Annotated in this window: 20 protein-coding genes; 5 read left to right on the forward strand and 15 right to left on the reverse strand. The window is 35.3% G+C overall.

Features of this window, described 5'->3' with window-relative positions; all coding sequences use genetic code 11:
- Positions 1 to 3: 3 nt before the first annotated feature.
- Positions 4 to 609, reverse strand: a complete 606-nt coding sequence (locus LNP23_RS11530; RefSeq protein ID WP_230005001.1) for a hypothetical protein — start codon at positions 607 to 609, stop codon at positions 4 to 6.
- A gap of 205 nt (positions 610 to 814) precedes the next feature.
- Here LNP23_RS11530 and LNP23_RS11535 point away from each other — a divergent pair, with 205 nt between their 5' ends.
- The 4 genes from LNP23_RS11535 (at position 815) to guaB (ending at position 6,063) form a co-directional block, all read left to right on the forward strand.
- Entirely contained in the window at positions 815 to 1,681 is an 867-nt protein-coding gene (locus LNP23_RS11535; RefSeq protein ID WP_047775472.1) for a beta/alpha barrel domain-containing protein, read from the forward strand.
- 85 nt (positions 1,682 to 1,766) lie between these two features.
- Complete coding sequence (locus LNP23_RS11540) at positions 1,767 to 2,321, forward strand: hypothetical protein (protein ID WP_047775474.1); 555 nt, start codon at positions 1,767 to 1,769, stop codon at positions 2,319 to 2,321.
- Complete coding sequence (locus LNP23_RS11545) at positions 2,318 to 3,718, forward strand: DUF5723 family protein (RefSeq protein ID WP_230005002.1); 1,401 nt, start codon at positions 2,318 to 2,320, stop codon at positions 3,716 to 3,718. The genes LNP23_RS11540 and LNP23_RS11545 overlap by 4 nt, the downstream gene beginning before the upstream one ends.
- An 872-nt stretch (positions 3,719 to 4,590) precedes the next feature.
- Positions 4,591 to 6,063, forward strand: a complete 1,473-nt coding sequence (gene guaB, locus LNP23_RS11550) for an IMP dehydrogenase (protein WP_047775477.1) — start codon at positions 4,591 to 4,593, stop codon at positions 6,061 to 6,063.
- Between the two features lie 403 nt (positions 6,064 to 6,466).
- On the opposite strand, the gene LNP23_RS11555 is transcribed toward guaB, so the two are convergent.
- From LNP23_RS11555 to LNP23_RS11620, 14 genes are all read right to left on the reverse strand, one after another.
- A complete protein-coding gene (locus tag LNP23_RS11555; protein WP_230005003.1) occupies positions 6,467 to 7,330 on the reverse strand; it encodes a L,D-transpeptidase in 864 nt (287 codons plus the stop codon).
- Between the two features lie 279 nt (positions 7,331 to 7,609).
- Complete coding sequence (locus tag LNP23_RS11560; RefSeq protein WP_230005004.1) at positions 7,610 to 8,191, reverse strand: NUDIX domain-containing protein; 582 nt, start codon at positions 8,189 to 8,191, stop codon at positions 7,610 to 7,612.
- Between the two features lie 57 nt (positions 8,192 to 8,248).
- Entirely contained in the window at positions 8,249 to 9,520 is a 1,272-nt protein-coding gene (locus LNP23_RS11565; RefSeq protein ID WP_047775483.1) for an adenylosuccinate synthase, read from the reverse strand.
- A 92-nt stretch (positions 9,521 to 9,612) separates the two neighbouring features.
- Complete coding sequence (locus LNP23_RS11570; protein ID WP_047775485.1) at positions 9,613 to 10,071, reverse strand: Fur family transcriptional regulator; 459 nt, start codon at positions 10,069 to 10,071, stop codon at positions 9,613 to 9,615.
- 184 nt (positions 10,072 to 10,255) lie between these two features.
- On the reverse strand, positions 10,256 to 10,798 hold the full coding sequence (locus LNP23_RS11575; protein WP_082210612.1) for a hypothetical protein: 543 nt from the start codon (positions 10,796 to 10,798) through the stop codon (positions 10,256 to 10,258).
- 38 nt (positions 10,799 to 10,836) lie between these two features.
- Complete coding sequence (locus LNP23_RS11580; protein ID WP_047775487.1) at positions 10,837 to 13,056, reverse strand: RelA/SpoT family protein; 2,220 nt, start codon at positions 13,054 to 13,056, stop codon at positions 10,837 to 10,839.
- 250 nt (positions 13,057 to 13,306) lie between these two features.
- A complete protein-coding gene (locus tag LNP23_RS11585; protein WP_230005005.1) occupies positions 13,307 to 14,842 on the reverse strand; it encodes a serine hydrolase in 1,536 nt (511 codons plus the stop codon).
- 19 nt (positions 14,843 to 14,861) lie between these two features.
- Positions 14,862 to 15,653 carry a TrmH family RNA methyltransferase gene (locus tag LNP23_RS11590; RefSeq protein WP_230005006.1) on the reverse strand — a complete coding sequence of 264 codons (792 nt, stop codon included), beginning with the start codon at positions 15,651 to 15,653 and terminating at the stop codon, positions 14,862 to 14,864.
- A gap of 301 nt (positions 15,654 to 15,954) precedes the next feature.
- On the reverse strand, positions 15,955 to 17,040 hold the full coding sequence (locus LNP23_RS11595) for an alkaline phosphatase family protein (protein WP_230005007.1): 1,086 nt from the start codon (positions 17,038 to 17,040) through the stop codon (positions 15,955 to 15,957).
- A gap of 59 nt (positions 17,041 to 17,099) precedes the next feature.
- A complete protein-coding gene (locus LNP23_RS11600; RefSeq protein ID WP_230005008.1) occupies positions 17,100 to 18,431 on the reverse strand; it encodes a DUF58 domain-containing protein in 1,332 nt (443 codons plus the stop codon).
- Between the two features lie 114 nt (positions 18,432 to 18,545).
- Complete coding sequence (locus LNP23_RS11605) at positions 18,546 to 19,559, reverse strand: AAA family ATPase (protein ID WP_230005009.1); 1,014 nt, start codon at positions 19,557 to 19,559, stop codon at positions 18,546 to 18,548.
- Positions 19,560 to 19,601: 42 nt separating this feature from the next.
- Positions 19,602 to 20,807 carry a DUF4350 domain-containing protein gene (locus tag LNP23_RS11610; protein ID WP_230005010.1) on the reverse strand — a complete coding sequence of 402 codons (1,206 nt, stop codon included), beginning with the start codon at positions 20,805 to 20,807 and terminating at the stop codon, positions 19,602 to 19,604.
- Positions 20,800 to 21,573 (reverse strand): DUF4129 domain-containing protein, encoded by a 774-nt coding sequence (locus LNP23_RS11615; protein WP_230005011.1) that lies wholly within the window; start codon positions 21,571 to 21,573, stop codon positions 20,800 to 20,802. Before LNP23_RS11615 ends, LNP23_RS11610 begins: the two co-directional genes overlap by 8 nt.
- A gap of 12 nt (positions 21,574 to 21,585) precedes the next feature.
- A complete protein-coding gene (locus LNP23_RS11620; RefSeq protein WP_230005012.1) occupies positions 21,586 to 22,566 on the reverse strand; it encodes a stage II sporulation protein M in 981 nt (326 codons plus the stop codon).
- A gap of 20 nt (positions 22,567 to 22,586) precedes the next feature.
- On the opposite strand from LNP23_RS11620, the gene LNP23_RS11625 reads away from it, so the two are divergent.
- Positions 22,587 to 23,330, forward strand: a complete 744-nt coding sequence (locus LNP23_RS11625; RefSeq protein WP_047775503.1) for an RDD family protein — start codon at positions 22,587 to 22,589, stop codon at positions 23,328 to 23,330.
- Positions 23,331 to 23,568 lie beyond the last annotated feature (238 nt).

The following is a 23,568-nucleotide window of genomic DNA, read 5'->3' on the forward strand; positions in this document are numbered from 1 at the left end:
AGACTATAAAGTATTTATTTGTTTTCTAAAATAACGATCCAGACTTAGTATCAAATCAAATTGGGCACGTTTTTGTCTGCGACTCACAGCAGCTCTTTTGATGCCTAACTTCGGTGCTAATTCTTCTTGAGATAAACTCGGGTTTTCTATTGCAATAGCCACAAATTCGGCAGATTGTGCCGACCAGTTGTCCATAAAAGTAAGGGCTAACTGAAGCATCAGATTCATTTTTTCGTCGATTAGTGGGTTGCCTGTTTGTATCGCTAAAGTCAGTTTTTGTTTCTTTAAAGTCTCAAAAAGTTCCCCCGAATGGATGAAAGCAGAGCCATTGCTTTCAGATATTTTTTCAGCAGCATGTGTTTTGTCGCCAAATCCAATGCTCATTCTCGCATCGAGTTTGATAGATTTTAAATGTGCTTTTACTAAAATCGCCGACAATAAAGCGTCTTCAGGGTTCTTTATTTCAATTTGAAATTCGTCTCCTCTGTATACTTCCCATTGCAGGGGTGTCTCGCCAAATAAAGACAGGATCTTTTTTAAACCTTCTACCCAATCTTTTGATTTCTGTTTTCTGGAGTCAATTAAGTCTCCTGTGATTACACTAGTCATAGATTCAAATATAATAAATAATAATAGTATTACAAAAGTACGCAATATTTTTAAATGTTACGTTTTTGTGTAACATTTTTCATTGTTACGTTATTGTGTAACATCTTCAAATGTTACACAATCGTGTAATTTTAGCATTAAAGAAAATTATAGTTTTTATTTCTTTAAAAAAGAAACTAACTTAGCCTTCATAAAAGAATAAGCTTTGAATAAAGAAATTAAGATTATCGAATGTCCACGTGATGCTATGCAAGGTATCAAGGATTTTATTCCGACTCAAAATAAGGTTTCCTATATACAAGCTTTGCTTAGAGTAGGATTTGATACCATTGATTTTGGAAGTTTTGTATCTCCAAAAGCGATTCCGCAAATGCAGGATACGGTAGAAGTGTTGGCTCAGCTTGATTTATCTCAAACAACCAGTAAGCTTTTGGCTATAATTGCAAATACGCAAGGCGCCATTTCAGCTTCAGAGCACGAACCTATTCAATATCTGGGTTTTCCTTTTTCTATATCAGAGAATTTTCAGATGCGAAATACACATAAAACTATCGCAGAATCTTTAGTTACGTTATCAGAAATTCTTGAAATTGCCGATAAAAAAAACAAAGAAGTAGTAACCTACCTTTCTATGGGATTCGGAAATCCGTATGGTGATCCGTGGAATGTTGAAATAGTAGGGGAGTGGACGGAAAAGTTGTCTAAAATGGGAGTGAAAATCTTATCGCTTTCCGATACGGTCGGAAGTTCTACACCGGAAGTGATTACGTATCTTTTTTCGAATTTAATTCCGAAATACCCACAAATAGAATTCGGAGCGCATTTGCATACGACGCCCGATAGTTGGTTTGAGAAAATAGATGCCGCGTATAAAGCAGGTTGCATCCGCTTTGATGGCGCTATTCAGGGGTTTGGCGGGTGTCCGATGGCTACTGATAAACTAACCGGAAATATGCCTACAGAAAAGTTGATTTCTTATTTTACCGCAAACAAAAAAAGAACAGAACTAAATTCTTTAAGTTTTGAAAGTGCTTATAATGAAGCCTCAAAATTGTTTGGGAAATATCATTAAAAATGAAGTATTTTTGTTTGACATAGAAAATAATAATCAGTAACTCTCAATTTGGAGTTCTTTAAAATCTAATTATCAGGTAGTCATGAAATTGTACTTTCAAAATAAAATACTTCCATTTATTATTTTTTCTTTATTCTTCGTTTCCTGTTCAAGTGATTTAAATTTTGATCAAGTTGATGACTTTAAGTTGCAACCAGTCTTGGTCGGTAATTTGGCTTATTTTAATGTTCCCGCGAATCAATTTGTTGATAATGGAGTTGAGCAAATAATTACATCTGATGTACAGGAGTTTGATGTTTTTAAGGAAAAGTTTTTACGGGATGATGTGGTGAAAGCTGAGTTTGATTTTGAAATTGAAAATACAATAAACAGAGCTTTTACGGTAAAATTATTGCTTATTAGTGAGGATAACAAAACGCTGGAAACGATAACACTTTTAGTTCCTGCTTACTCAGGGAGTTCAAATGTAATAAAGTACCCTACAGAAGTATTTGAAAATCAAAGATTAGCATTGTTAAAGCAAACAACTAAAGCTGGCTTTGTATTACAAATGGACGCTGGGCCACCTTTAAATGAAAATAGTCCGGGAAGTTTAAAATTGAGATCAGGTGCAACAGTTTATATGGAAATAGAATGAAGAAGATAGGGTTAATTTTAATAATGCTTTTTCAGTTTTCCTCTTTTTCTCAGAACAAAGAAGTACTGTATAATTTCACCTCCATTCCGCAATCATCACTTGTAAATCCGGGTGCTGATGTCTCATACAAATTTTATTTTGGAGTTCCGTTATTGTCCGGAGTTTCTGCTAATATAGGATCAAAGAGCTTTTCGGCCTATGATTTATTCGCTGATAATGGAGTTGATTTTAATGATAAAGTCCGAAGCATCGTAAACCGATCATCGAATACGGATAAAACACATATCAATCAACAGCTCGAAGTATTCTCAGGAGGTTTTAGAGTGGGAGACAGGGACAGTAAATCGTATGTTTCGTTTGGAGTGTATCAGGAATTTGATTTCTTGATGTATTTCCCCAAAGATGTAGCTGTTTTGGCATTAGACGGAAATCGGAATCATATTGGAAAATCATTCAATTTAGGAGATTTAAATCTTAAAGCAGAAGTACTTTCTGTTTTTCACATCGGATTTCATAAAAAGGTAAGTGAGAAGTTAGTTCTTGGTGGCCGTGCTAAAATTTATTCAAGTGGTGCCAACATAACAGCGACAAAGAATTCGGGTTATATTTACACCGGACAAAATGCCGGAACACCCAATTTTTACAATCAGGCTATTTCCTCCAACCTCGAAATCAGAACTGCAGGAATTGCTACTTTTAGAGAAGACGACTATAATGGAAATATAGCAAGCGATCTTGCCCGAAATACCTTTCTTGACGGAAGTTTAGGCCTCGGTTTCGATGCCGGACTTACGTATTATTTTAAAGAAAACCTTCAATTTACAGCGAGTGTTGTGGATGTCGGTTTTATTAAACAATCCAAAGATGTTCAGACTTATACGTACAAAGGATTTTACAAGTATGATGGTGTAAATCCTATTTTTTCGGGTACTAATGACCCTGAAAATGCTTTTGATGAGTTCAAAAAAGCCATTCCACGCGATACACTTTATTCGAAATACACCACTTGGAGACCGGTTAAATTTTATTCCTCTATGCAGTATTCGTTCGGAGAATCCCGCTCAGATGAGGATTGTAATTGTAAAGGAAGCGTGGGGAGAAAATATGTAAACGCCGTGGGAGGTCAGTTGTTTATGATGTCAATGCCAAAAGCTCCTTTTGCTGCTTTTACCGCTTTTTATCAACGTAGTATTTTTGAAAAACTGGATGCAAAAGTTACGTATACATTTGATACTTTTTCTAAGAAAAATATCGGTTTAGGACTTTCGGGAACAATCGGAAAATTTAATCTTTATGCTCTTGTTAATAATGTTTTGGAATATAAAGATGTTACAAAAGCCAAAAGTCTGGCATTTCAATTCGGATTTAATTTTGTTTTTCAGGATAGTGATGAATGATGTGTTTTACTGTGATGTGTTTTAACCATATAAGTGATATAAGTTCATATAATAGCTTGGCTTAATTGGTGCGAATAGGAGTTTTTTTTAGTTCATTTTAGAGAAAAGCAAAATTTAAATGAACTTATGTTACTTATATGGTTCAAAAATTTAAGTTACCTATTTCGTTTGTGTTATTCTTTGCATTGGCTATGATTGAATAAATAGGAATGTTATAATGCTATATTTAACCTTATAAGTGATATAAGTTCATATAATAGCTTGGCTTAATTGGTGCGAATAGGAGTTTTTTTTAGTTCATTTTAGAAAAAAGCAAAATTTAAATGAACTTATGTTACTTATATGGTTCAAAATTTAAGTCACCTATTTCGTTTGTGTTATTCTTTGCATTGGCTATGATTGAATAAATTTGAATGTTATAATGCTATATTTAACCATATAAGTGATATAAGTTCATATAATAGCTTGGCTTAATTGGTGCGAATAGGAGTTTTTTTTAGTTCATTTTAAAGAAAGCAAAATTTAAATGAGCTTACATTACTTATATGGTTTAAAAAATTAAGTCACCATAAGTAATGTAAATTCATATAATAGCTTGTCTTAATTGGTTCAGATTAGAGTTTTTTTTTAGTTCATTTTAAAAGGAAGCAAAATTTAAATGAACTTATATTACTTATATGGTTCAAAAAAAATAAGTTATTTATCTCGTCTTTGTGTCATTCTTTACGCTAGCATTAGCGGTGTTATAATACAGAATCTAGTACTTTTTCTTTGTAAGTTCTTTCTTGTAAATTAAATTTTATGAATAAGTTAGTGAACAAGTTTCCAATTTATTCACTATATTTGCACGCAATTCAACTAGAAATTGCAACATGATAGCACACAACTCCAAGATTATCGGCGAAGGTTTAACTTATGACGATGTATTATTAGTACCTAACTACTCGAATGTGCTTCCACGCGAAGTGAGCATCAAATCAAAATTTTCAAGAAACATTACATTAAACGTTCCAATAGTATCAGCTGCTATGGATACCGTTACCGAAAGTGCAATGGCAATCGCTATGGCGCAGGAAGGCGGAATTGGTGTTTTGCATAAAAATATGACGATTGAGCAGCAAGCTGCAAAGGTTAGAAAAGTAAAACGTGCTGAAGCAGGTATGATTATCGATCCGGTAACTTTACCGTTGACTTCAACAATTGCAGATGCAAAAAATGCAATGAAAGAATTCGGAATTGGTGGAATCCCAATTGTTGATGAGAATAAAATTTTAAAAGGGATCGTTACAAACCGTGATTTGCGTTTTGAGAAAAATGGTGCCAAGCCTATTGTTGAGGTAATGACAAGTACAAACTTGGTTACCGTTGCAGAAGGAACTTCATTAGAGCAGGCAGAAGTAGTTTTACAAGGCCACAAAATCGAAAAATTACCGGTTGTAAATGATAAATACGAATTAGTTGGTTTAATAACTTTTAGAGATATTACCAAACTAACTCAAAAACCAATCGCAAACAAAGACGTTTTTGGACGTTTAAGAGTTGCTGCTGCAATTGGAGTTACAGGAGATGCCGTTCAAAGAGCAGAAGCTTTGGTTGCTGCAGGAGTAGACGCTATTATCATCGATACCGCTCACGGACATACAGAAGGTGTTGTGAATGTATTGAAAGAAGTAAAAACAAAATTCCCAAATATTGATGTAATTGTAGGTAACATCGCAACTCCCGAAGCGGCTAAATATTTAGTGGAAAATGGTGCTGATGGTGTAAAAGTTGGAATCGGACCTGGTTCTATCTGTACAACTCGTATCGTTGCCGGTGTTGGTTTCCCTCAGTTCTCTGCGGTTCTTGAAGTAGCAGCAGCTATAAAAGGAACAGGAGTTCCGGTAATTGCTGATGGTGGAATTCGTTATACAGGAGATATTCCTAAAGCTATTGCTGCCGGAGCTGACTGTGTAATGTTAGGTTCATTATTAGCAGGAACAAAAGAATCTCCAGGAGAAACAATCATTTTCGAAGGAAGAAAATTCAAATCTTACCGTGGAATGGGTTCTGTTGAAGCTATGCAAGGTGGATCTAAAGATCGTTATTTCCAGGATGTTGAAGACGACGTTAAAAAATTAGTTCCGGAAGGAATTGTTGGTCGTGTTCCTTACAAAGGAGAATTAAACGAAAGCATGCTTCAGTTCATCGGTGGTCTTCGTGCTGGAATGGGATACTGTGGATCAAAAGATATTCCAACTTTGCAAGAGACTGGACGTTTTGTTAGAATCACTTCTAGCGGAATCACAGAAAGTCACCCGCATAATGTTACGATTACTAAAGAAGCTCCAAATTATTCTAGATAATTAGAGTTTTTTTATAGAAATATAAAGGCTGTTTCACAATTCGTGAAACAGCTTTTTTTTTGTCATTTCGAGCGAAGTCGAGAAATCACACAAGAAACTCCGCAAACCTTTTCCATAACTTTGTCATTCTGAGGAACGAAGAATCTTCACAAGAAACTCCGCAAAGTAAAGCTCAAGACAATTGATTCAGCGAACGAAGATTCTTCGTTCCTCAGAATGACAAACTGGGTGTGAGCTGCGTGTGTGATTTCTCATGCTTCGAAATGACAAGTTTATAATTGCCTTTTGAGGATGACCATGAGATAACAGGGTTTTATGAAAAGTAATAAAAACTTTGCGACGCTGCGACTTTACGAGAAATCAATGTTCAAACTTAAAAAAATACAATTCTCCTAGAAAAAAATTATTGAGCTATTTCTCGAACTTTTTGATTGTCTAAAATACTCTTTAAAAAAGGTTCAACTTGTTTGTCTATATCTGACTCCGAAATTTTCAATGTTTTCGGATCATGAACCAATTCGAACCAGGGTTTTGGTCCGTCAAACGGATAATTGCCAAAAACAATAACCGGAGTTCCTTTTACTTTTACATTTTCGCTGTCTTTCAAAATCCATTCGTCTGCCCATTTGTATAGATATTTAGCATCCTTTTCAAGAAGTCTTAAGCAAGAATGAGAGGCAGGATAACCCGGTAATTCGTATTGATGAAAACCAACTCCCAGTTTATTTTCGATATTAAAATTCCATTTTAAGTCCCATTCATCATTAAAAGTACTGGTTGTTTTTTCAGCTTTCCAATTGGTGAAAAATAAACCGGTTGGTGTTGGATCTTTTTTTCTTCCCATATTGGTTGGACCGGTATAAACCAATTCGCCGTTTTCATAAGCGGCAAATGCCTGAGCCGGATAAGAGAAAATCAGGACTTTTGAAACGTTTTCTAAAGAAGCAACATGCAACGGAAAGGGGAGGTAATAAACCAAATCACCGCTAAAATCAGTTGGGACAATAATAGAGTCCATTTTGGTAAGGTTGGCCTTGTCAGTTCGGTTTACGGCGCAAGCAATACTTAACTTACTGCTGTCGGTCTTGTTTGTTTTTAACCATTCTTTGGTGTTTTCAAAGTGGTAGGAAACTGAAGATTCAGGTTTTTTATATGTTATCGTTTTCTTCTCTTTAATTGTAGTTTTGGTAGTGCGTTCGTTTTTACAAGAAAATAAAATCAAGAGGATTAAAATCAGAACGAATGGGGTGTTGTGTAACTTTTTCATACAGAATATTTTAGAGTACTAAAGTTCTGTTTTTAATGCCGGAATTAATTACACAATTCCTGAAATAGTTTATTTGATTTGCATTTTTCTAAGATTTTTTTGAATCATAGAAAAGGTATTTTATATGTGTGTTCTCTCCTGCAAGGTCTTTTTGGTGCAGGTGTAAAGCGTAAATAAGGATGCCTACAAGGTCAAAAAAGACCTTGCGGGAAAACTATAATGTATAAAATGTTAGCTCCAGATCTATGTCTCTATGTGTTAAATAAATAGGTATAAATACTAAATTAACCCTTTTATCTTAGCATGTTGTAGTAAAAGAATCGTTTTGGCATCCAAAATTTCACCAGATTCGATCATTTTGTAAGCTTCATCAAAAGTATATTCTAAAACTTCAATATTTTCTTGTTCGTGGTCCAGTCCGCCACCTTCGTTTGTTTTCATGGTCTCGTCATATTCACCTGTAAAGAGGTATAATATTTCCGTAACTGAGCCTGGTGACATATAAGTTTCTATCACTTTTTCTACTTTGCTTAATCGGTATCCGGTTTCTTCTTCGGTTTCGCGAATGATGGCTGCTTCTGCATTTTCCTGATCCAAAAGTCCGGCGCAAACTTCGATCATCATTCCGGTCTTATTTCCGTTAAGGAAAGTTGGCATGCGGAATTGTCTCGTTAGCACTACCGTTTTCTTTGTTCTGTTATAAAGTAAAATGGCAGCTCCGTTCCCGCGATCGTAGACTTCACGGATGTGGGATTCTGTTTCTTTATTTCCTAATTGATAATCAAAAGTTACTTTGTTTAAAGTATACCAATTGTCTGATAATAATTTAGTTTCTGTTATTTTAATTTTAGGATTTGTCATAGGAAAAAATGTTTTGCATAAAAAAAACGCTCTGATGATCAGAGCGTTTAGTATTAATTATTTCGTTATTGTTTGCTTTCTGTCTGGCCCAACCGATACAATTTTGATTGGCACTCCAACTTCTGCTTCAATAAATTCGATATATTCTTTTAGCTCAATTGGCAATTGATCGTAAGTTGTCATTCCAGTTAAGTCAGCTTGCCATCCTTTGAACTCTTTGTAAACCGGAGTTACATTTTCCGGCTCGATGTTGTAAGGAAAGTGAGAAATGTTTTCTCCTTTGTAGTTGTACTCCGTACATACTTTTAAGGTCTCAAATCCTGAAAGAACATCGCCTTTCATCATCATTAATTGAGTTACACCATTTACCTGAACAGCATATTTTAAAGCTACTAAATCTAACCATCCACAACGTCTTTGTCTTCCTGTTACAGAACCAAATTCGTTACCAACTCTTGCCATAGTGGCACCAACTTCGTCAAAAAGTTCTGTTGGGAATGGACCACTACCTACACGTGTAACGTAAGCTTTGAAGATTCCGTATACTTCTTTGATTTTGTTAGGAGCAATTCCTAAACCAGTACAAGCCCCGGCTGCAGTAGTGTTTGAAGATGTTACGAAAGGATAAGTTCCGAAATCAACATCTAACAAAGAACCTTGAGCTCCTTCGCATAGAATAGATTTACCTGCTTTTTGAGCTTGGTACATGTATTCTTCGCTGTCAATAAAATCTAATTTTTTTAATTCTTCAATAGCTTCGAAAAACTCTTTTTCAAGTTCGTCTAAGTTATATTGGATCGCAACATCATAAAAAGCAATCATTGCTTCATGTTTGTCTGCTAATGCTCTGTATCTTTCTTTGAAATCTTCTAATTCGATATCTCCAACGCGCAATCCGTTTCTACCGGTTTTGTCCATATAAGTTGGGCCAATTCCTTTAAGTGTAGAACCGATTTTTGCTTTTCCTTTTGATGCTTCTGAAGCGGCATCTAGCAAACGGTGTGTTGGTAAAATTAAATGTGCTTTTCTTGAAATGATCAATTTAGATTTAATATCAAGATTAAATTTTGCTAAACCTTCGATTTCTTTTTGAAAAACTACCGGATCTATTACAACACCATTTCCAATGATGTTTACTGATTTTTTATGAAAAATCCCGGAAGGAATGGTTCTTAATACATGTTTGATTCCGTCAAATTCTAATGTATGTCCTGCATTTGGTCCTCCTTGAAAACGTGCAATAATATCATAATTAGAGGTAAGAACGTCAACAATTTTTCCTTTACCTTCATCTCCCCATTGTAATCCTAGTAATAAGTCTACGGTCATTCTGTTTTAATTTGCGTTGAGACAATTTAAATTGCCCTACTGATTAATGTAGTTAATTTTCTTCTTTTATTTTTAAAATAATTCCTTTCGGACTATTGTTTTTGTTTTTTGTTCCCGTAGAAATACAAAGAGTGATTGGTGATCTCGATGTCAAAGATTTCTTCGATTGTTTTTTTGATGGTTTGAATTCTTGGATCACAAAATTCGATCACTTCACCGGAATCAGTCATGATAATGTGATCGTGTTGCTTATCAAAATAAGACTTCTCATAGTAAGCCTGATTTTGCCCAAATTGATGTTTTCTAACCAAAGCGCAGTCCAACAATAACTCGATCGTGTTGTATAAAGTTGCTCTACTCACACGATAGTTTTTGTTCTTCATTTTGATATAAAGATTTTCTATATCAAAGTGCTCTTCGCTATCGTAAATTTCCTGAAGTATAGCATAACGCTCAGGAGTTTTGCGATGCCCTTTTTGCTCAAGATACATCGTAAAAACATTTTTTACAATTTCTTGATTTTTAGAATTGTCAGTTGAAATTAGTGTCATAATCTGGCAAAGATAATTTTTTATTTTAATGAATAAAAGTTTCAGGTTTAAAGTTTAACTTTCAAATCGGAGTTTATGTGTGGCAAAAGCTCTTGTTTAAGGGTTTTGCGTTACTTTTTTTTACCGGTTTAAGTTCGCTTTATTAACATATTTATTTTTATTTGAGATAATACTAACAAAATTTTTAGTTGGTTTTTGTCATAAACATAAACCAGTTCCATTCCCATGTTTTGCCTTTGTCGTCACTCATGGCCTGGCTCCAGATTGGCTTTTTTTTATCGCGGGCATCCCAACGGAATACCTGAATTACGTTTCGACCTTCAAAAGTGTCTTCTGAGAAAAAGTGTCCCACATTGTCTTCAAAGGAACCGATTACAGGTTGGTCTAAAACCCCCGTTGTTGAATCGGACCAATAAATACTCCACAATTTTGTGGCAGGATTAAACAAACGAACTGTCATTCCTTCAAATGGTTCGCCATTAAACGTGGCGAGGAAATTATCAATATTACCAATTCCGTTTAGGATCTTGTACATTTCCTGTGTGGAGGGAAATTCAATCCATTCGGTGCAATTGGCAAATCTTTTTTTTAATTTTCTGTTTTGAATAATAGATTTTCCCTGAAAAAAGTCAAAATCATGTTTTGAGGAAGTTTCAGAAGCGACAATTACGAGGCTTCCATTTGCGTCAAAATTTAATTTCGGAATTTCTAAGGAATTATTTTTCATCAGTATAATTTTAGTATAAATAGAGTAGGGGTATCGGTTTAGGTTCGGTATTCGCGAGTTACTTTGTCGACTCCGTCAATTTTTTTAATGGCATTAATCATTTTCTTCAAAATGGTGTTGTTTTGAACAATCACCGCAATCTGACCGTGGAAAATTCCGGCATCGGTACTCAAAGAAATACTCTGAATATTGACACTCATATTGTTCGAAATTACTCTTGTCAGTTGGTTTGTAAGTCCTAAAACGTCCATTCCGGTAATGTTGATAATGGCTTTGAATTCTTCCTGAGACGAATCGATCCATTTGGCACTCATGATGCGGTAAGCATAATTTGACTGCATTCCGATCGCATTTGGACAGTCCTTTTTGTGAACTTTAATTCCTTCGTTTATGGTTACAAATCCAAAAACATCATCCCCCGGAATCGGGTTACAACATTGCGAAAGTTTATAATCGAGTTTGTCATGCTCGGTTCCAAAAACCAACATATCATAATTGCTACTTATAACAGGTTTATGAATATCGTCGGCTGCGGTATCTTTATTTCTTTTGATTTTATTTTTAAAGAAATTGATAAAGGTGTTGCTTTTTTGAGCAGCATAATCTTTTAATTGCTGATTTTCAATAGCGCCAATTCCAACTCTGTAAAATAAATCTAAGCTTGTTTTTAGTTTAAAAAAGTTAACTAATTCATTAATAACCTGTTCGTTGATGGTTATTTTTAAATGTTTTAGTTTTCGGGTAAGTAATTCTTTTCCTTCCTCACCGATTTTCTTAGTGTTCTCGTTCAGAACATTTTTAATCTTGGTTTTTGCTCTGGAAGTGGTTACATATTCTAACCAGTTTATAGTTGGTTTCTGATTTGCAGAAGTAATAACTTCAACCTGATCACCACTTTTTAATTCGTGATTTAAAGGAACAAGACGTCCGTTTACACGTGTTCCTCTGGTTTTGATTCCAATTTCGGAGTGAATACTAAAAGCAAAATCAAGCGAAGTGGCTCCTTTTGGCAGTGATTTTATTTCTCCTTTTGGAGTAAAAATGAAGATTTCTTTTGAGTATAAATTCATTTTGAAATCTTCCACAAAATCAACCGCATTTGTCTCCTGATTTTCTAAAGCTTCGCGAAGCAAATTCAACCAAACATCTAATCCGCTTTCTTCTGTGGCTCCGTTTTTATATTTGTAATGGGCTGCGTATCCTTTTTCGGCAATTTCATCCATACGTTCACTTCGAACCTGTACTTCAACCCAACGGCCTTTTGGTCCCATAACGGTAATGTGCAGGGCTTCGTAACCTGTTGATTTGGGAGAGGAAATCCAGTCACGTAAACGACTTGGGCTGGGTCTGTAATGATCGGTTACGATAGAATAAATTTTCCAGGCGATAAATTTCTCATCGTGTGGATCTGATTTGTAGACTATTCTAAGGGCAAATTTGTCGTATACTTCGTCAAAACTTACATTTTGTGCACGCATTTTTCGACGGATCGAATAGATTGATTTTGGACGGCCTTTAATAATGTAATCCACATTTTCGGCGTCTAAAGATTTTTTCAAAACATCAGAAATGTCTTTGATATAAGCATCCTGTTCTTCTTTGGTTTCTCTTATTTTGCTGACAATATCTTCATAAACTGCCGGCTCGGTATATTTTAAACCTAAATCTTCCAGTTTTGTTTTGATGTTGTACAATCCTAAACGATGGGCAAGAGGCGCATAAATATACAGGGTTTCTGAGGCAATTTTGGTCTGTTTGTATTCAGCCATAGAATCCATAGTCTGCATATTGTGCAAACGATCTGCTAGTTTGATTAAGATCACGCGAACGTCATCGTTAAGCGTCAGAATCATTTTTCTGAAATTTTCTGCCTGCATTGAGGCATTCAAATCTCTTTGAACCATCGAAATCTTGGTTAGTCCTTCGACCAATTGCGCTACTTTTGGATTAAATAAACGCTCAATATCTTCCACCGTTATTGGGGTATCTTCCACAACATCGTGCAATAAAGCCGCAGCAATAGAGGTGGCTCCCAAACCAATTTCGGAGGCTACAATTTTTGCAACAGCAATAGGATGAAAAATATAGGCTTCACCGGATTTGCGTCGCTGCTCTTTATGTGCATCAACTGCTACATCAAAAGCTTTTCGAATCAGTTTTTTGTCGGTAGGTGATAAAGTCTGGTAGCTAATCCGAAGTAATTCTTTATATTCTTGGGCAATTGCTTTGTTTTCTTTTTCAATATCTATTTCTATCATAACGGCATAGTTCAAGTACTAAAAATAAGAATAAGTTAGAACATACGCAAGGGAATAGCGTGTTGATTTCAGATTTTAGATTTTAGTTTTTTGAAGGGAATAGTTTTCAGTCGCAGTTTTCAGTCTCAGTTTTCAGTCCGGTTTAGAACGTGGGATAAGAATTAAAAAAAAATCTCAGTTCTGCGTTTTCAATTTAACTTTGAAAACGCAGAACTGAGACTGCGACTGAGACTGCGACTGCGACTGAAAACTATTCCTTAGTAAAATCTAAATCCTGGAAGTCGTAACTGAAATCCGTTAATTCAGAAATAGGGAGCATTTTTAGATTCGCTACTTTTCCACTTTCATCGTATTTAAATAAGAGATGAGCGTCGGCATGGAAAAATGCATTGTTCCATTTTACGACATAGTTGCCGTCTTTATAGAAAAAGATTTCGCCTGCCAGTTGTGGTGAACGTTGAGAAGCAAAGTATACTTTTCCTTTTTTCTCTGTAATAGTGATTTTTCCAAACCAATTGTCCTGGTAGCTTCCTGTAATTTTACTGAAATCTGTTTTAAGTTTGTCTTTTTTGTTTTTTGCAACCGTGGCCCAAACTTCATCGGTAACTTTATCGGCAGATGCTTCGTTGGCTTTTACTCTGTTGCTGTAAAGCGTTACGTAATCTTCGGGTTTGATGCCTAAATAACTGTCTTTGATCGTATTGGTAATGGCGCTAAACGCTGCTCCTGATTGTTGATTGGTCAAAACAATAATTCCTAAACCTATTTCAGGAATTAAAGTGGTTTGTGTTACGTTTCCTTCTAAACCACCGGTGTGAGAAACTTGTTTATAGCCTTTTACATCATTCAAAAACCAACCTAAACCGTATCCTGAGAAATGCGTGTTGTAGGGAGGTCTTGTTTTGGCAGGGATGATGGTTTGTAATTGCCACATTTCGTCGTGCTCTTTTTCTGAAAACAGTTGTTTATCACCATATTTTCCGTTGTTGATTTGTAAAATAGCCCATTTGCTCAAATCGTTTACACTTGAATAAATTCCGGCTGCTCCATCAAAAAGTTGGTTTTCGTATCTTTTGATTGTTTTTAACTTTCCATCAACAGGAACGTGAGGTGTAATTACGTTTGAAGTATCTTTTAGACGTTTTATCGACGCGACACTTTCGTTCATTTCTAACGGTTTCATAATGCGGGTTTCGACAAACTCTGCCCAGCTTTGACCGCTTACAACATGCACAATTTCACCTGCAATGATGTACATTAAATTGTCATAATCGTATTTTGTTCTAAAACTGGAAACCGGTTTTAAATAGCGTAAATTATGAATGATATCCTTAGCGGTAAAATCACTTCCATCAGGCCAGATCATTAAATCTCCGGCACCAAGTCCAAGTCCGCTGCGGTGGGTTAGTAAATCACGGATTGTAAATTCCTCCGTTACATAATCGATTGACATTTTAAAATCCGGGAGGTATTTTACGACTTTATCATCCCATTTTATTTTGCCTTCATCTACCAACATAGCCAGTGCGGCACTTGTAAAAGCTTTACTGTTTGAGGCGATTCCAAACAAAGTATTGGCATCTACTTTTTGTTGGGTTATAACGGATTTTACGCCATATCCTTTTGCCAGAACTACTTTTCCATCTTTTACAATTGCAACTGAAATTCCGGGGACATCAAAGGCTTTTATCGTTCGATTGACCAATTCATCGACCTCCTGATTGGTAATTTGTGCTGAAACTGAAAAACTAAATAATAAAGCTAAAAGTGATACTTTGTAATTCATAATTATTTAAAATTTGGTGTTAATTAAATCCTCTTTGGCGCTTGGCTTCGAAAATTAAAATGGCTGCCGCAACAGACACGTTCATACTGTCGATTTCGCCTTGCATTGGTATAATGATATTTTGTGTAGCAGCATCACGCCAGTCTTGTGTTAGACCTGTGGCTTCTGTTCCGACAACCAAAGCGGTTGGAGTTGTGAAGTTTTGTGTGTGGTAAGAGGTCGAATTTTGCAACGTTGCGCAGTAAAAATCAATCTTTTTTTCTTTCAAATAAGCGATAATTTCTGCAGTAGTTCCTGTGGCAATTTGATTGGTAAACAAACAACCTACACTGGAACGCACAATATTAGGGTTGTATAAATCGCTTTTTGGATTGGCAATTAAAACGGCATCTAAATTAGCAGCATCTGCGGTACGTAAAAGGGCTCCTATATTTCCGGGTTTTTCCGGAGCTTCGGCTACTAAAATTAAGGGGTTATCGGATAATTTTAAATCCGATAATTGCATTGATTTGGTTTTGGCTACTGCCAAAATACCTTCTGTAGTATCGCGATAAGCCAATTTTTGGTAGACTTCTTTGTTGATTTCGATGAGTTGAACCGGCGAGTTAACGATTTTATTGATTTGACTCTCCGTTACTAATTCGGGTAAAAATAAAACGGTTTCAATTTCATACCCTCCTTTTATGGCGATAGAAATTTCACGTAAACCTTCAATCAAAAATGTTCCGGTTTGTTTGCGGGCTTTTGCTTTTTCCTGAAGTAAAACAAGCGATTTGATAAACGGATTTTGTATTGAGGTAATTTGTTTCATTTTTTTTAAAGGAACTAAGTTTTTGAGGGGCTAAGGTACTGAGATTTTTTTTAAAGTTGTATAGGGGTTGAGTTGCAAAGTGGCAGAGTTTTTTTTTGAGGTGCTGAGGTACTGAGTTGCTAAGGTTCTGAGTTTTTTTTAAAGCTGCAAAGGCTCAGAGAGGTAAAGCTGCAGAGTTTAGTAAAAGGTTTAAAAGATTGCCACGAATTTCACGAATTGGCGCGAATTTTTAAAGTTTGACTACTATTATAATTCGTGTGAATTCGTGAAATTCGTGGCAAAAAATTATCTTACGGATTGCTTAATTTTTAAACAATTCTGTTATTTCTTTTTCTACGGGATGGGGTGCTGTAAAAGTATATCCCATGATTTTGGCAATGGTTTGTGCGAATTGTTTTTGATACAATTGCGTAGCTGTTTTGATTTCTCCTTTTGGCGCTATTTCAGGGCCCATTGCGGCAAACCAGATTTGTGAGGCTCCTTCAATATCTTTACCGTGATCGGTCCATTGTGCTTTTGTTTTGTCTCCGCGACCGTGATCTACCGTAATTAGTAGTGTCGTTTTGTTTTTGTATTGTGGATCATTTTGTACGAAATTCCAGATTTCTTTGATCCATTTATCAACTTGGTTTGCGGCATCCAGATACGATTTGTAATGTCCTGCATGAGCCCATTCATCGGTTTCTCCGTAAGCAATATAGAGTACTTTTGGTTTGTTGGTTTTGAGTTCGTTTAAGGCTTCATAATGGGTGAAAACATCAAGGCATTCGTCTTCATGAAAAGGCTTAAACGAGTTATCACGCATTTCGTTTAATAATTTATGATTTGCTGTTGGCTTCTTTCCGCCTACTTTATCAAAGGCCGAAATTACGGGGAAGTTGCTTCTTTTTTCGTTTAGAATTCTGTCAAAAGCATCCCAGGCACCAAAAGCAACCGTTTTTCCTTTTTCCTTTGGCTGCTGATTTAAAAATTCCAAAACATTTACATTTGGATTGGCTTTGTAAGAGTTAGCATTGATCTGCAAATCTACGTTTCCAGTCATGATTTCACTGTATCCGGGATAACTAAACCAGTATGGATTGGAAACGTCAACGTTATTTCCGAAATCGCGATTGCCATAAATTTGCCCTTTCGAAGCAATTTCAGACCAGAAAAAGGGCATTATTTTTTTGCGACTTTCATTGCCGTCAGCACTGTAATATTTCTTGTAGATGTAGGTACTGTCTCCCTGATTGAATTTTTTGTCGTTGGCAATTGCGGTATCCATCCCTTTAAAGACTTCCTGCCACCTAAAACCGTCTGTGGTGATGATAATAATATTTTCTGTTTTTTGTGCGCTCGATAAAAAGCCAGTTAAAACGAATACAATCAAAATTACTTTTTTCATAGTTTTATATTTTAAATTTAGTAACCATTTCACATTTCACAAAAAACATCTAACTCACATTACAAAATCCCTCTCGACTTAATTTCCAGATATTTGTTAATAGCGTCCAAAGTCAGATTTTCGGGTTGTGTAAGTATCGAATGAATTCCGTACTTTTTAAGTTCGTTGGCGATTAGTCGTTTTTCGAACATGAATTTTTCAGCAATAACCTTATCGTATATTTCCTGTATCGTACCCGTTTTTTTATGGATAATTTCATTCAGTTCAGTATTGCTGAAGAAAATCACCACTAATAAATGGCTTTTTGCAATTCCTTTTAAATAAGGTAATTGCCTGTTTAGACCATCCATTGTTTCAAAATTGGTGTACAGAATGATCAAACTTCTTTGGTTGATGTTTTTCTTGATGTCAACATACAAACGGCTGTAATCACTCTCAAAAAAATCGGTTTTGATGTTGTACAAAGTCTCGAGGATCTTTTGCATTTGTGAGCCTCTTTTTTCGGCAAAAACTCTGTTTTCGACTTTTTTAGAGAAGGCAAAAATTCCTGCTTTGTCTTGTTTTTTTAGAATTACATTCGATAAAACCAAAGTTGAATTTATAGCATAGTCCAATAAACTTAAGCCGTTAAAAGGCATTTGCATGACACGTCCTTTGTCAATTGCCAGATAAACTGATTGTGATTTTTCGTCCTGAAATTGATTTACCATCAAAGCATTTTTCTTTGCTGTTGCTTTCCAGTTTATAGTTCGCAGATCATCGCCCTGAACATATTCTTTGATTTGTTCAAATTCCATGGTATGTCCAATACGGCGAATTTTTTTAATTCCGTATTGAAACAGGTTGTTCGAAATAGCAAAGAGATCGTATTTCCTTAATTGAATATAAGACGGATAGGTTGGAACCATTTGGTCTTTGTCAAAAGTAAACCTTCGGGAGATTAATTTTAATGGGGAAGAAACATAAATATTAAGGTTTCCAAAATAGTATTCGCCACGTTCCGTCGGACGCAAATCATATCCGATTTCTTCCTGAGCGGAGGCTTTTATATTTTTTATAATTTTGAAATCACGGACTTGAAATTGAAACGGAATTTCATCAATGACCTTCGCCGAAATCGGAAAAGTATATTGATTTTTGATTGTAATTTGTATTGGGTTTAAATCGCCATTTGATAGTTTTTCGGGCGTATTTCTCGATGCTTCAATACCGGTTCTTGCTAAATACAGGAGTAAAATGTCTAATACTAAGAAAGTAGTGAGAACTAAAACTATAAACCAAACACCGTTATATAAAGTTGGAAAAATAAAAGCACAAAAAAACAGTCCGACAATACCCAGAAGCACATAGAAGAAGAAGTTGTTGATGTATAGACTTTTTATGAATTTCACGTTTTTAATGGTTTCAGGTTTTTTTGTTTCAAGTTTTTTTGTTTCAGGTTTTTTTTGTTTCAGGTTTCACGTTTAGGATGTTTCGTGTTACTTTTTACATTTTACAAGGAACATTTATCTTGGAATTTCAACGGTTTCTATGATTTGTTTGATGATTTCAGAGCTTGTGATTCCTTCCATTTCGCGTTCCGGTGAGACGATAACACGGTGTTGTAGCACAGGAACAGTTGCGTCTTTAATGTCTTCCGGTGTTACAAAATCGCGACCGCGAATGGCTGCAAAACCTTTGGCTGCATTCAGAATTGCGATTGAGGCACGAGGAGAGGCTCCAAGGTACAAGAAGGCATTTTCACGTGTGTTTACTACGATTCTGGCAATGTATTCCAATAGATTTTGTTCTACTCTGATTTGTTTGATTAATGCTTGGTAGGCTTTGATCTCTACTGCAGAAAGTATCGTTTTTATCGCTTCCAGTTTGCCGTGATCTTGTAGCAAATGTTCTCTTTGAATGATTTGAATTTCTTCATCCAATTTTGGATAATCGATGGTGATTTTGAATAAAAAACGGTCTAATTGTGCTTCAGGTAAACGATACGTTCCTTCTTGCTCAATAGGGTTTTGTGTGGCAATTACCAAAAAGGGAGTTTCTAATTTATAGGCAGAGCCATCAATAGTAATCTGACGTTCCTCCATAACTTCAAAAAGGGCAGCCTGTGTTTTGGCAGGAGCACGGTTAATCTCATCAATTAGGATTAAATTAGAGAAAATTGGTCCTTTTTTAAATTCGAATTCAGAGTTTTTCAGATTAAAAATCGAAGTTCCTAAAATATCGGAAGGCATTAAATCAGGTGTAAATTGAATTCGGCTGAAACCAATGTTTAACGTTTTTGACAGTAATTTTGCCGTAATGGTTTTAGCAACTCCGGGAACTCCTTCCAACAAAACATGTCCGTTTGATAGTATAGCAACCAAAAGCTGATCAATCATTTTATGCTGACCTACAATTACCGTTTCCAACTCTTTTTTGATACTGCTAACGTGGTCTAAAAGTGGCGTTAGGTTTAGTCGGGTTTCAAAATTTACATTTTCGTTTGTAATTTCTGTTTTTGTTGTATTTATATCGTCCATGTTGTGGTATGTTTTCTTTTGAATGAATTTCTGTTAAAAGTATTAATTTAAAATCTTCTCGATGGCATTATTAATTCGAATTAAATCTTCTTCGAGACTTCCGTGATAACTTCGTCGGTATTCGTTGATCAAAAATACAAGTTCGCGGATGTCTTTTTCCTCTTTTCCTGATTTGTGATGCAGTTTCTGGATAAAAGTATCGTCGAGTTTTGTAGTGTCGATTAGGTACTCATTTCGTATTCTTTCGAGGAAATAAATGATTTTTTTATCGATAATGTTATCATGATCGCCTTCCTGGTAGTATAAGTTTCCGATAGTTTTGGTAAAATCAACGGTTAAGTTAGGGAGCGGTTTTAAGATTGGAACGATTCTCTGTTTTCGTTTGGCATTAAAAAGAATAAAAATCAGGATTCCAATTAGCAACAGGTACCACGCCCATTTTAGTGCGGGCTGACTTAAAATGTATCGCAACGGCGAATCAGAAATGGATTCGCTGTTTTGTCCTTTGGTGTACCAGTAAATGTTTCCCTTTGGCATATACGAAAGTACATTTTCGGCATACTGATAATGATCCTTTTTTAATAAATGGTAGTTGGTAAAAGCAACAGGTTGCATGTGCAAATAAAAATAGCCACCCGAATAAGGGACTTTTATAAAGTTGACATGTTTTTCTTTTTGATTTCCCTGATAGCCCAAAATGGTAGTCGTTGCCGTATCTATTTTTGTGAAATAATTTTCAATACCAACATCTTTAAGCAGGTATTTTTTGGAACTTACTTTTGCGTTAGCCATCCAGACCTTTGCATTAGGCGCAGCTTGAAAGTTGGTGTTTATCTCAATCTTCAAACTATCTAATATGGACTGGGGAAATGTTTTCATGCTCAAAAAAGCATTATTTCCATGAGATACAAAGTAAAAAAGTTCGGTTATGGACTGATCGTCAATATCGCCAAGTTCGGCTATATTGAAAAAAGTACCTTTAATGCTGTATTTTCCGGAAATGGTATCGGGAATGTATTTTGAATCTAAAAACTCATAAGGAGTTATAGTAGCTATGCGTTCGATTTTTTGCTTTTTTAGTAAGCCACCAATTTCTTTGTCAAAAACATATAATCCGTATGGAATTTTATCATTGACAGAGTAGGTTGGTCTCCAATCGATCGGTTTGGGTTTATTGGCACTGGTTATTACAATAAGAGCAAAAACAAAAACCAGAATAGCGATGTAAATTTTGACGGATTTATTCATTGCTAAAGGTTTTTATTGAATTCTTAAAACGGTTTTCTGCTTTTTTGAAAGTGGTTTCATCAATTTCAAATTCGCCATACCAAATATAGTTGTACAAATAGGATAAATAAGTGAACTCTTCTTTATAAACGGGACTTTGAAGCTCGTATAAATAATCGGAGTTGGTTTTTTCGATATCCCATTCGATATAATGGTTTTGCGCCATAACTTTTAATAACCAAAGGTAATAGTAGCGTATTGCGATTCTTCTTTCTCCTTTTTCGATACTCTCCTGAATGAGTTTTTTGAAATCTAACAGATGTATGTTTTTCTCGAGTTCAGAATAATAGATGGTCTTTTTATGAGAATCTTTTCCGAAAATCCATTTACCTTCTTTATTAATTATTGCTTTTACGATCAGATAGATTACAAAAACAATAATCAGTACGGCGAGCACTTTCAATAAAATAGACACAAAATTTAATGCGGCCTGCGGGTTGCTGAAAGTGAAGAGATTTCTTAAAATACTGGCCAGCCATTCTTTAAAATGATCCCAGAGATTTTTCTCAGGGGCTTTGTATTCGTATACAAAATCTGAGGAAGTATATTTTTTCTTGAAATCTGTATGAAAAGTTTTGGCCTCAACCGTATCCGAATCGATTATGATATCTTTCTCCGTATATTTTACCGAAGTAATTTTTGGCGGATCGACAGTCACCAAGGTATCTTGAGCATTTGTGATGCTAAAGAAAAAAAGAAAAGATAAAACAAAGAAAATTTTATTCATTATCGGTACTGATTAGATCAATTTGGCTGATAGTTGTTGTGTTTTTTTGTGTACGATAAAAGGATAAACCAAATAGTAAAAAGAGATGATACCTAAGGTTAACAGTATGATAAAACTGCTTAATACGTTGGGCATATCGATTGAATATCGGGTGATAAAACCTTCAAGGAATCCTGCACCAATGGTAAAAGGAAAGGTGCTCAGGAAGATTTTGAAACTGTTTTTGAAACCTATTTTAAAAGAATTTACCCGGGAAAATGTCTTTGGAAACAATATTGAGGCTCCGAGAATAAATCCGGCAGCGGTTTCGATTACGATGGCAAAAATTTCCATAGAACCATGAATCCAGATTCCACGAACGCTTTTCCAGAAAACACCTTGTTCGTAAAAAAAGTACTGAAAAGCCCCTAGCATAATGCAGTTTTGCATGGCAATGTAAAAAGTGCCAATTCCTGCAAAAAGACCGTAAATATAACATCTGGCTCCTACATAAAGGTTGTTCATGGTGATGCCAATAAAACTTCCCCAATTACTTCCAGAGGCATAAACGGCCATAGGATCTCCTTTTTTAATGTTTTCTAAAGTCATGTTTACATAACCGTCTCCTAAAATTAAGCGAACAAAATTAGTGTCGTATCGTGCCGAAATAACACCAATGCCCACCGTTATAAAAAATAAGACAAATGAATACAAGAGATATCTTCTGTATTCGTACACCAGCAAAGGCACTTCGGTTCTGAAAAATTCCAGAAACCTGTTTTTCTCGGCTCGTTTGGTTTTGTAAATTTTCTGATAGATCTGTGAAGCCAAATGATTTAGATAAACGACAGTCTTGCTTTTTGGGTAATACGTTTGGGCGTAAGACAAATCATTCATCATTTGAATGTACAAATTGGCTAACTCATCAGGATTTTTTTTAGCTTTACCGAAAATAGCTAGCTCAAATTCCAGCCATTTTTCTTTATTTTGTTTTATGAAGGCGATCTCTCTCATTATGGGCTAAAATATAAAATATGTCAGAATTATCAATAAATACTACGCAAAATGTTAAAATAAATTTTATAGCAGCATCTGCCGGCGAGCGGATCGGCTCTTATTTTATCGATTTGATTATTAAATTTGCCTATCTCATAGTCATTTACGGGATATTTTTTTACGCATTCCATTTAGATATGGCATTAGATGGTATGGATAACTGGTCCAGAATATCGATCCTTTTGCTGCTTTATTTCCCGGTTGTCATTTATTCGCTCACATTAGAAAGCATTTTTGAAGGTCAAACGATCGGAAAAAAGCTGGTTAAGATAAAAGTGGTGAAAATTGATGGCTATCAGGCCGGTTTTGGAGACTACTTGATGCGATGGTTTTTCAGACTTGTAGATATTTCTATTTTTAGCGGTGTTATTGCTTTGGTAGCTGTAGTTTCGAGTAAAAAAGGACAACGTTTGGGAGACATGGTGGCGGGAACTGCTGTTATTACTTTAAAGAATAAAATTAATATAAGTCATACCATTCTCGAAGAGATAGGAGACGCTTATATTCCGACTTATCCTTTGGTGATAAAATTGTCTGATAATGATATGCGAATTATAAAGGAAACATTTCAAAAAGCAGATCTTAAAAACGACTATGAAACCATTACTAAATTGGTTACTAAAATTGAAAGTGTTACCGGAATCAAAAATCAATCCGGCAATGAACGTGATTTTCTAAGAGTAATTTTAAAAGATTATAATTTTTACACGCAGAATATGTAGGGGGCAGGGAACAAAATAAGGGTTGCCACGAATTTCAACAATTAACACGAATTATAATAGTCGTCAAACTTTAAAAATTCGCGTCAATTCGCGGTAAAAAACTATTTTGAAGTGTTTTAAGAAAAACATAATTTTTTCGCATAGGCTTACGTGATTTATTTGGAGTGAAACGTCTTTTTTAGGTTTTGTTGACTATGTCTCTATGTGGTGAAATTAATTGCATTCAAAAGGTATGACA

Origin of the sequence: Flavobacterium cupriresistens, assembly GCF_020911925.1 — a bacterium.
Classification (GTDB): Bacteria; Bacteroidota; Bacteroidia; order Flavobacteriales; family Flavobacteriaceae; genus Flavobacterium; species Flavobacterium cupriresistens.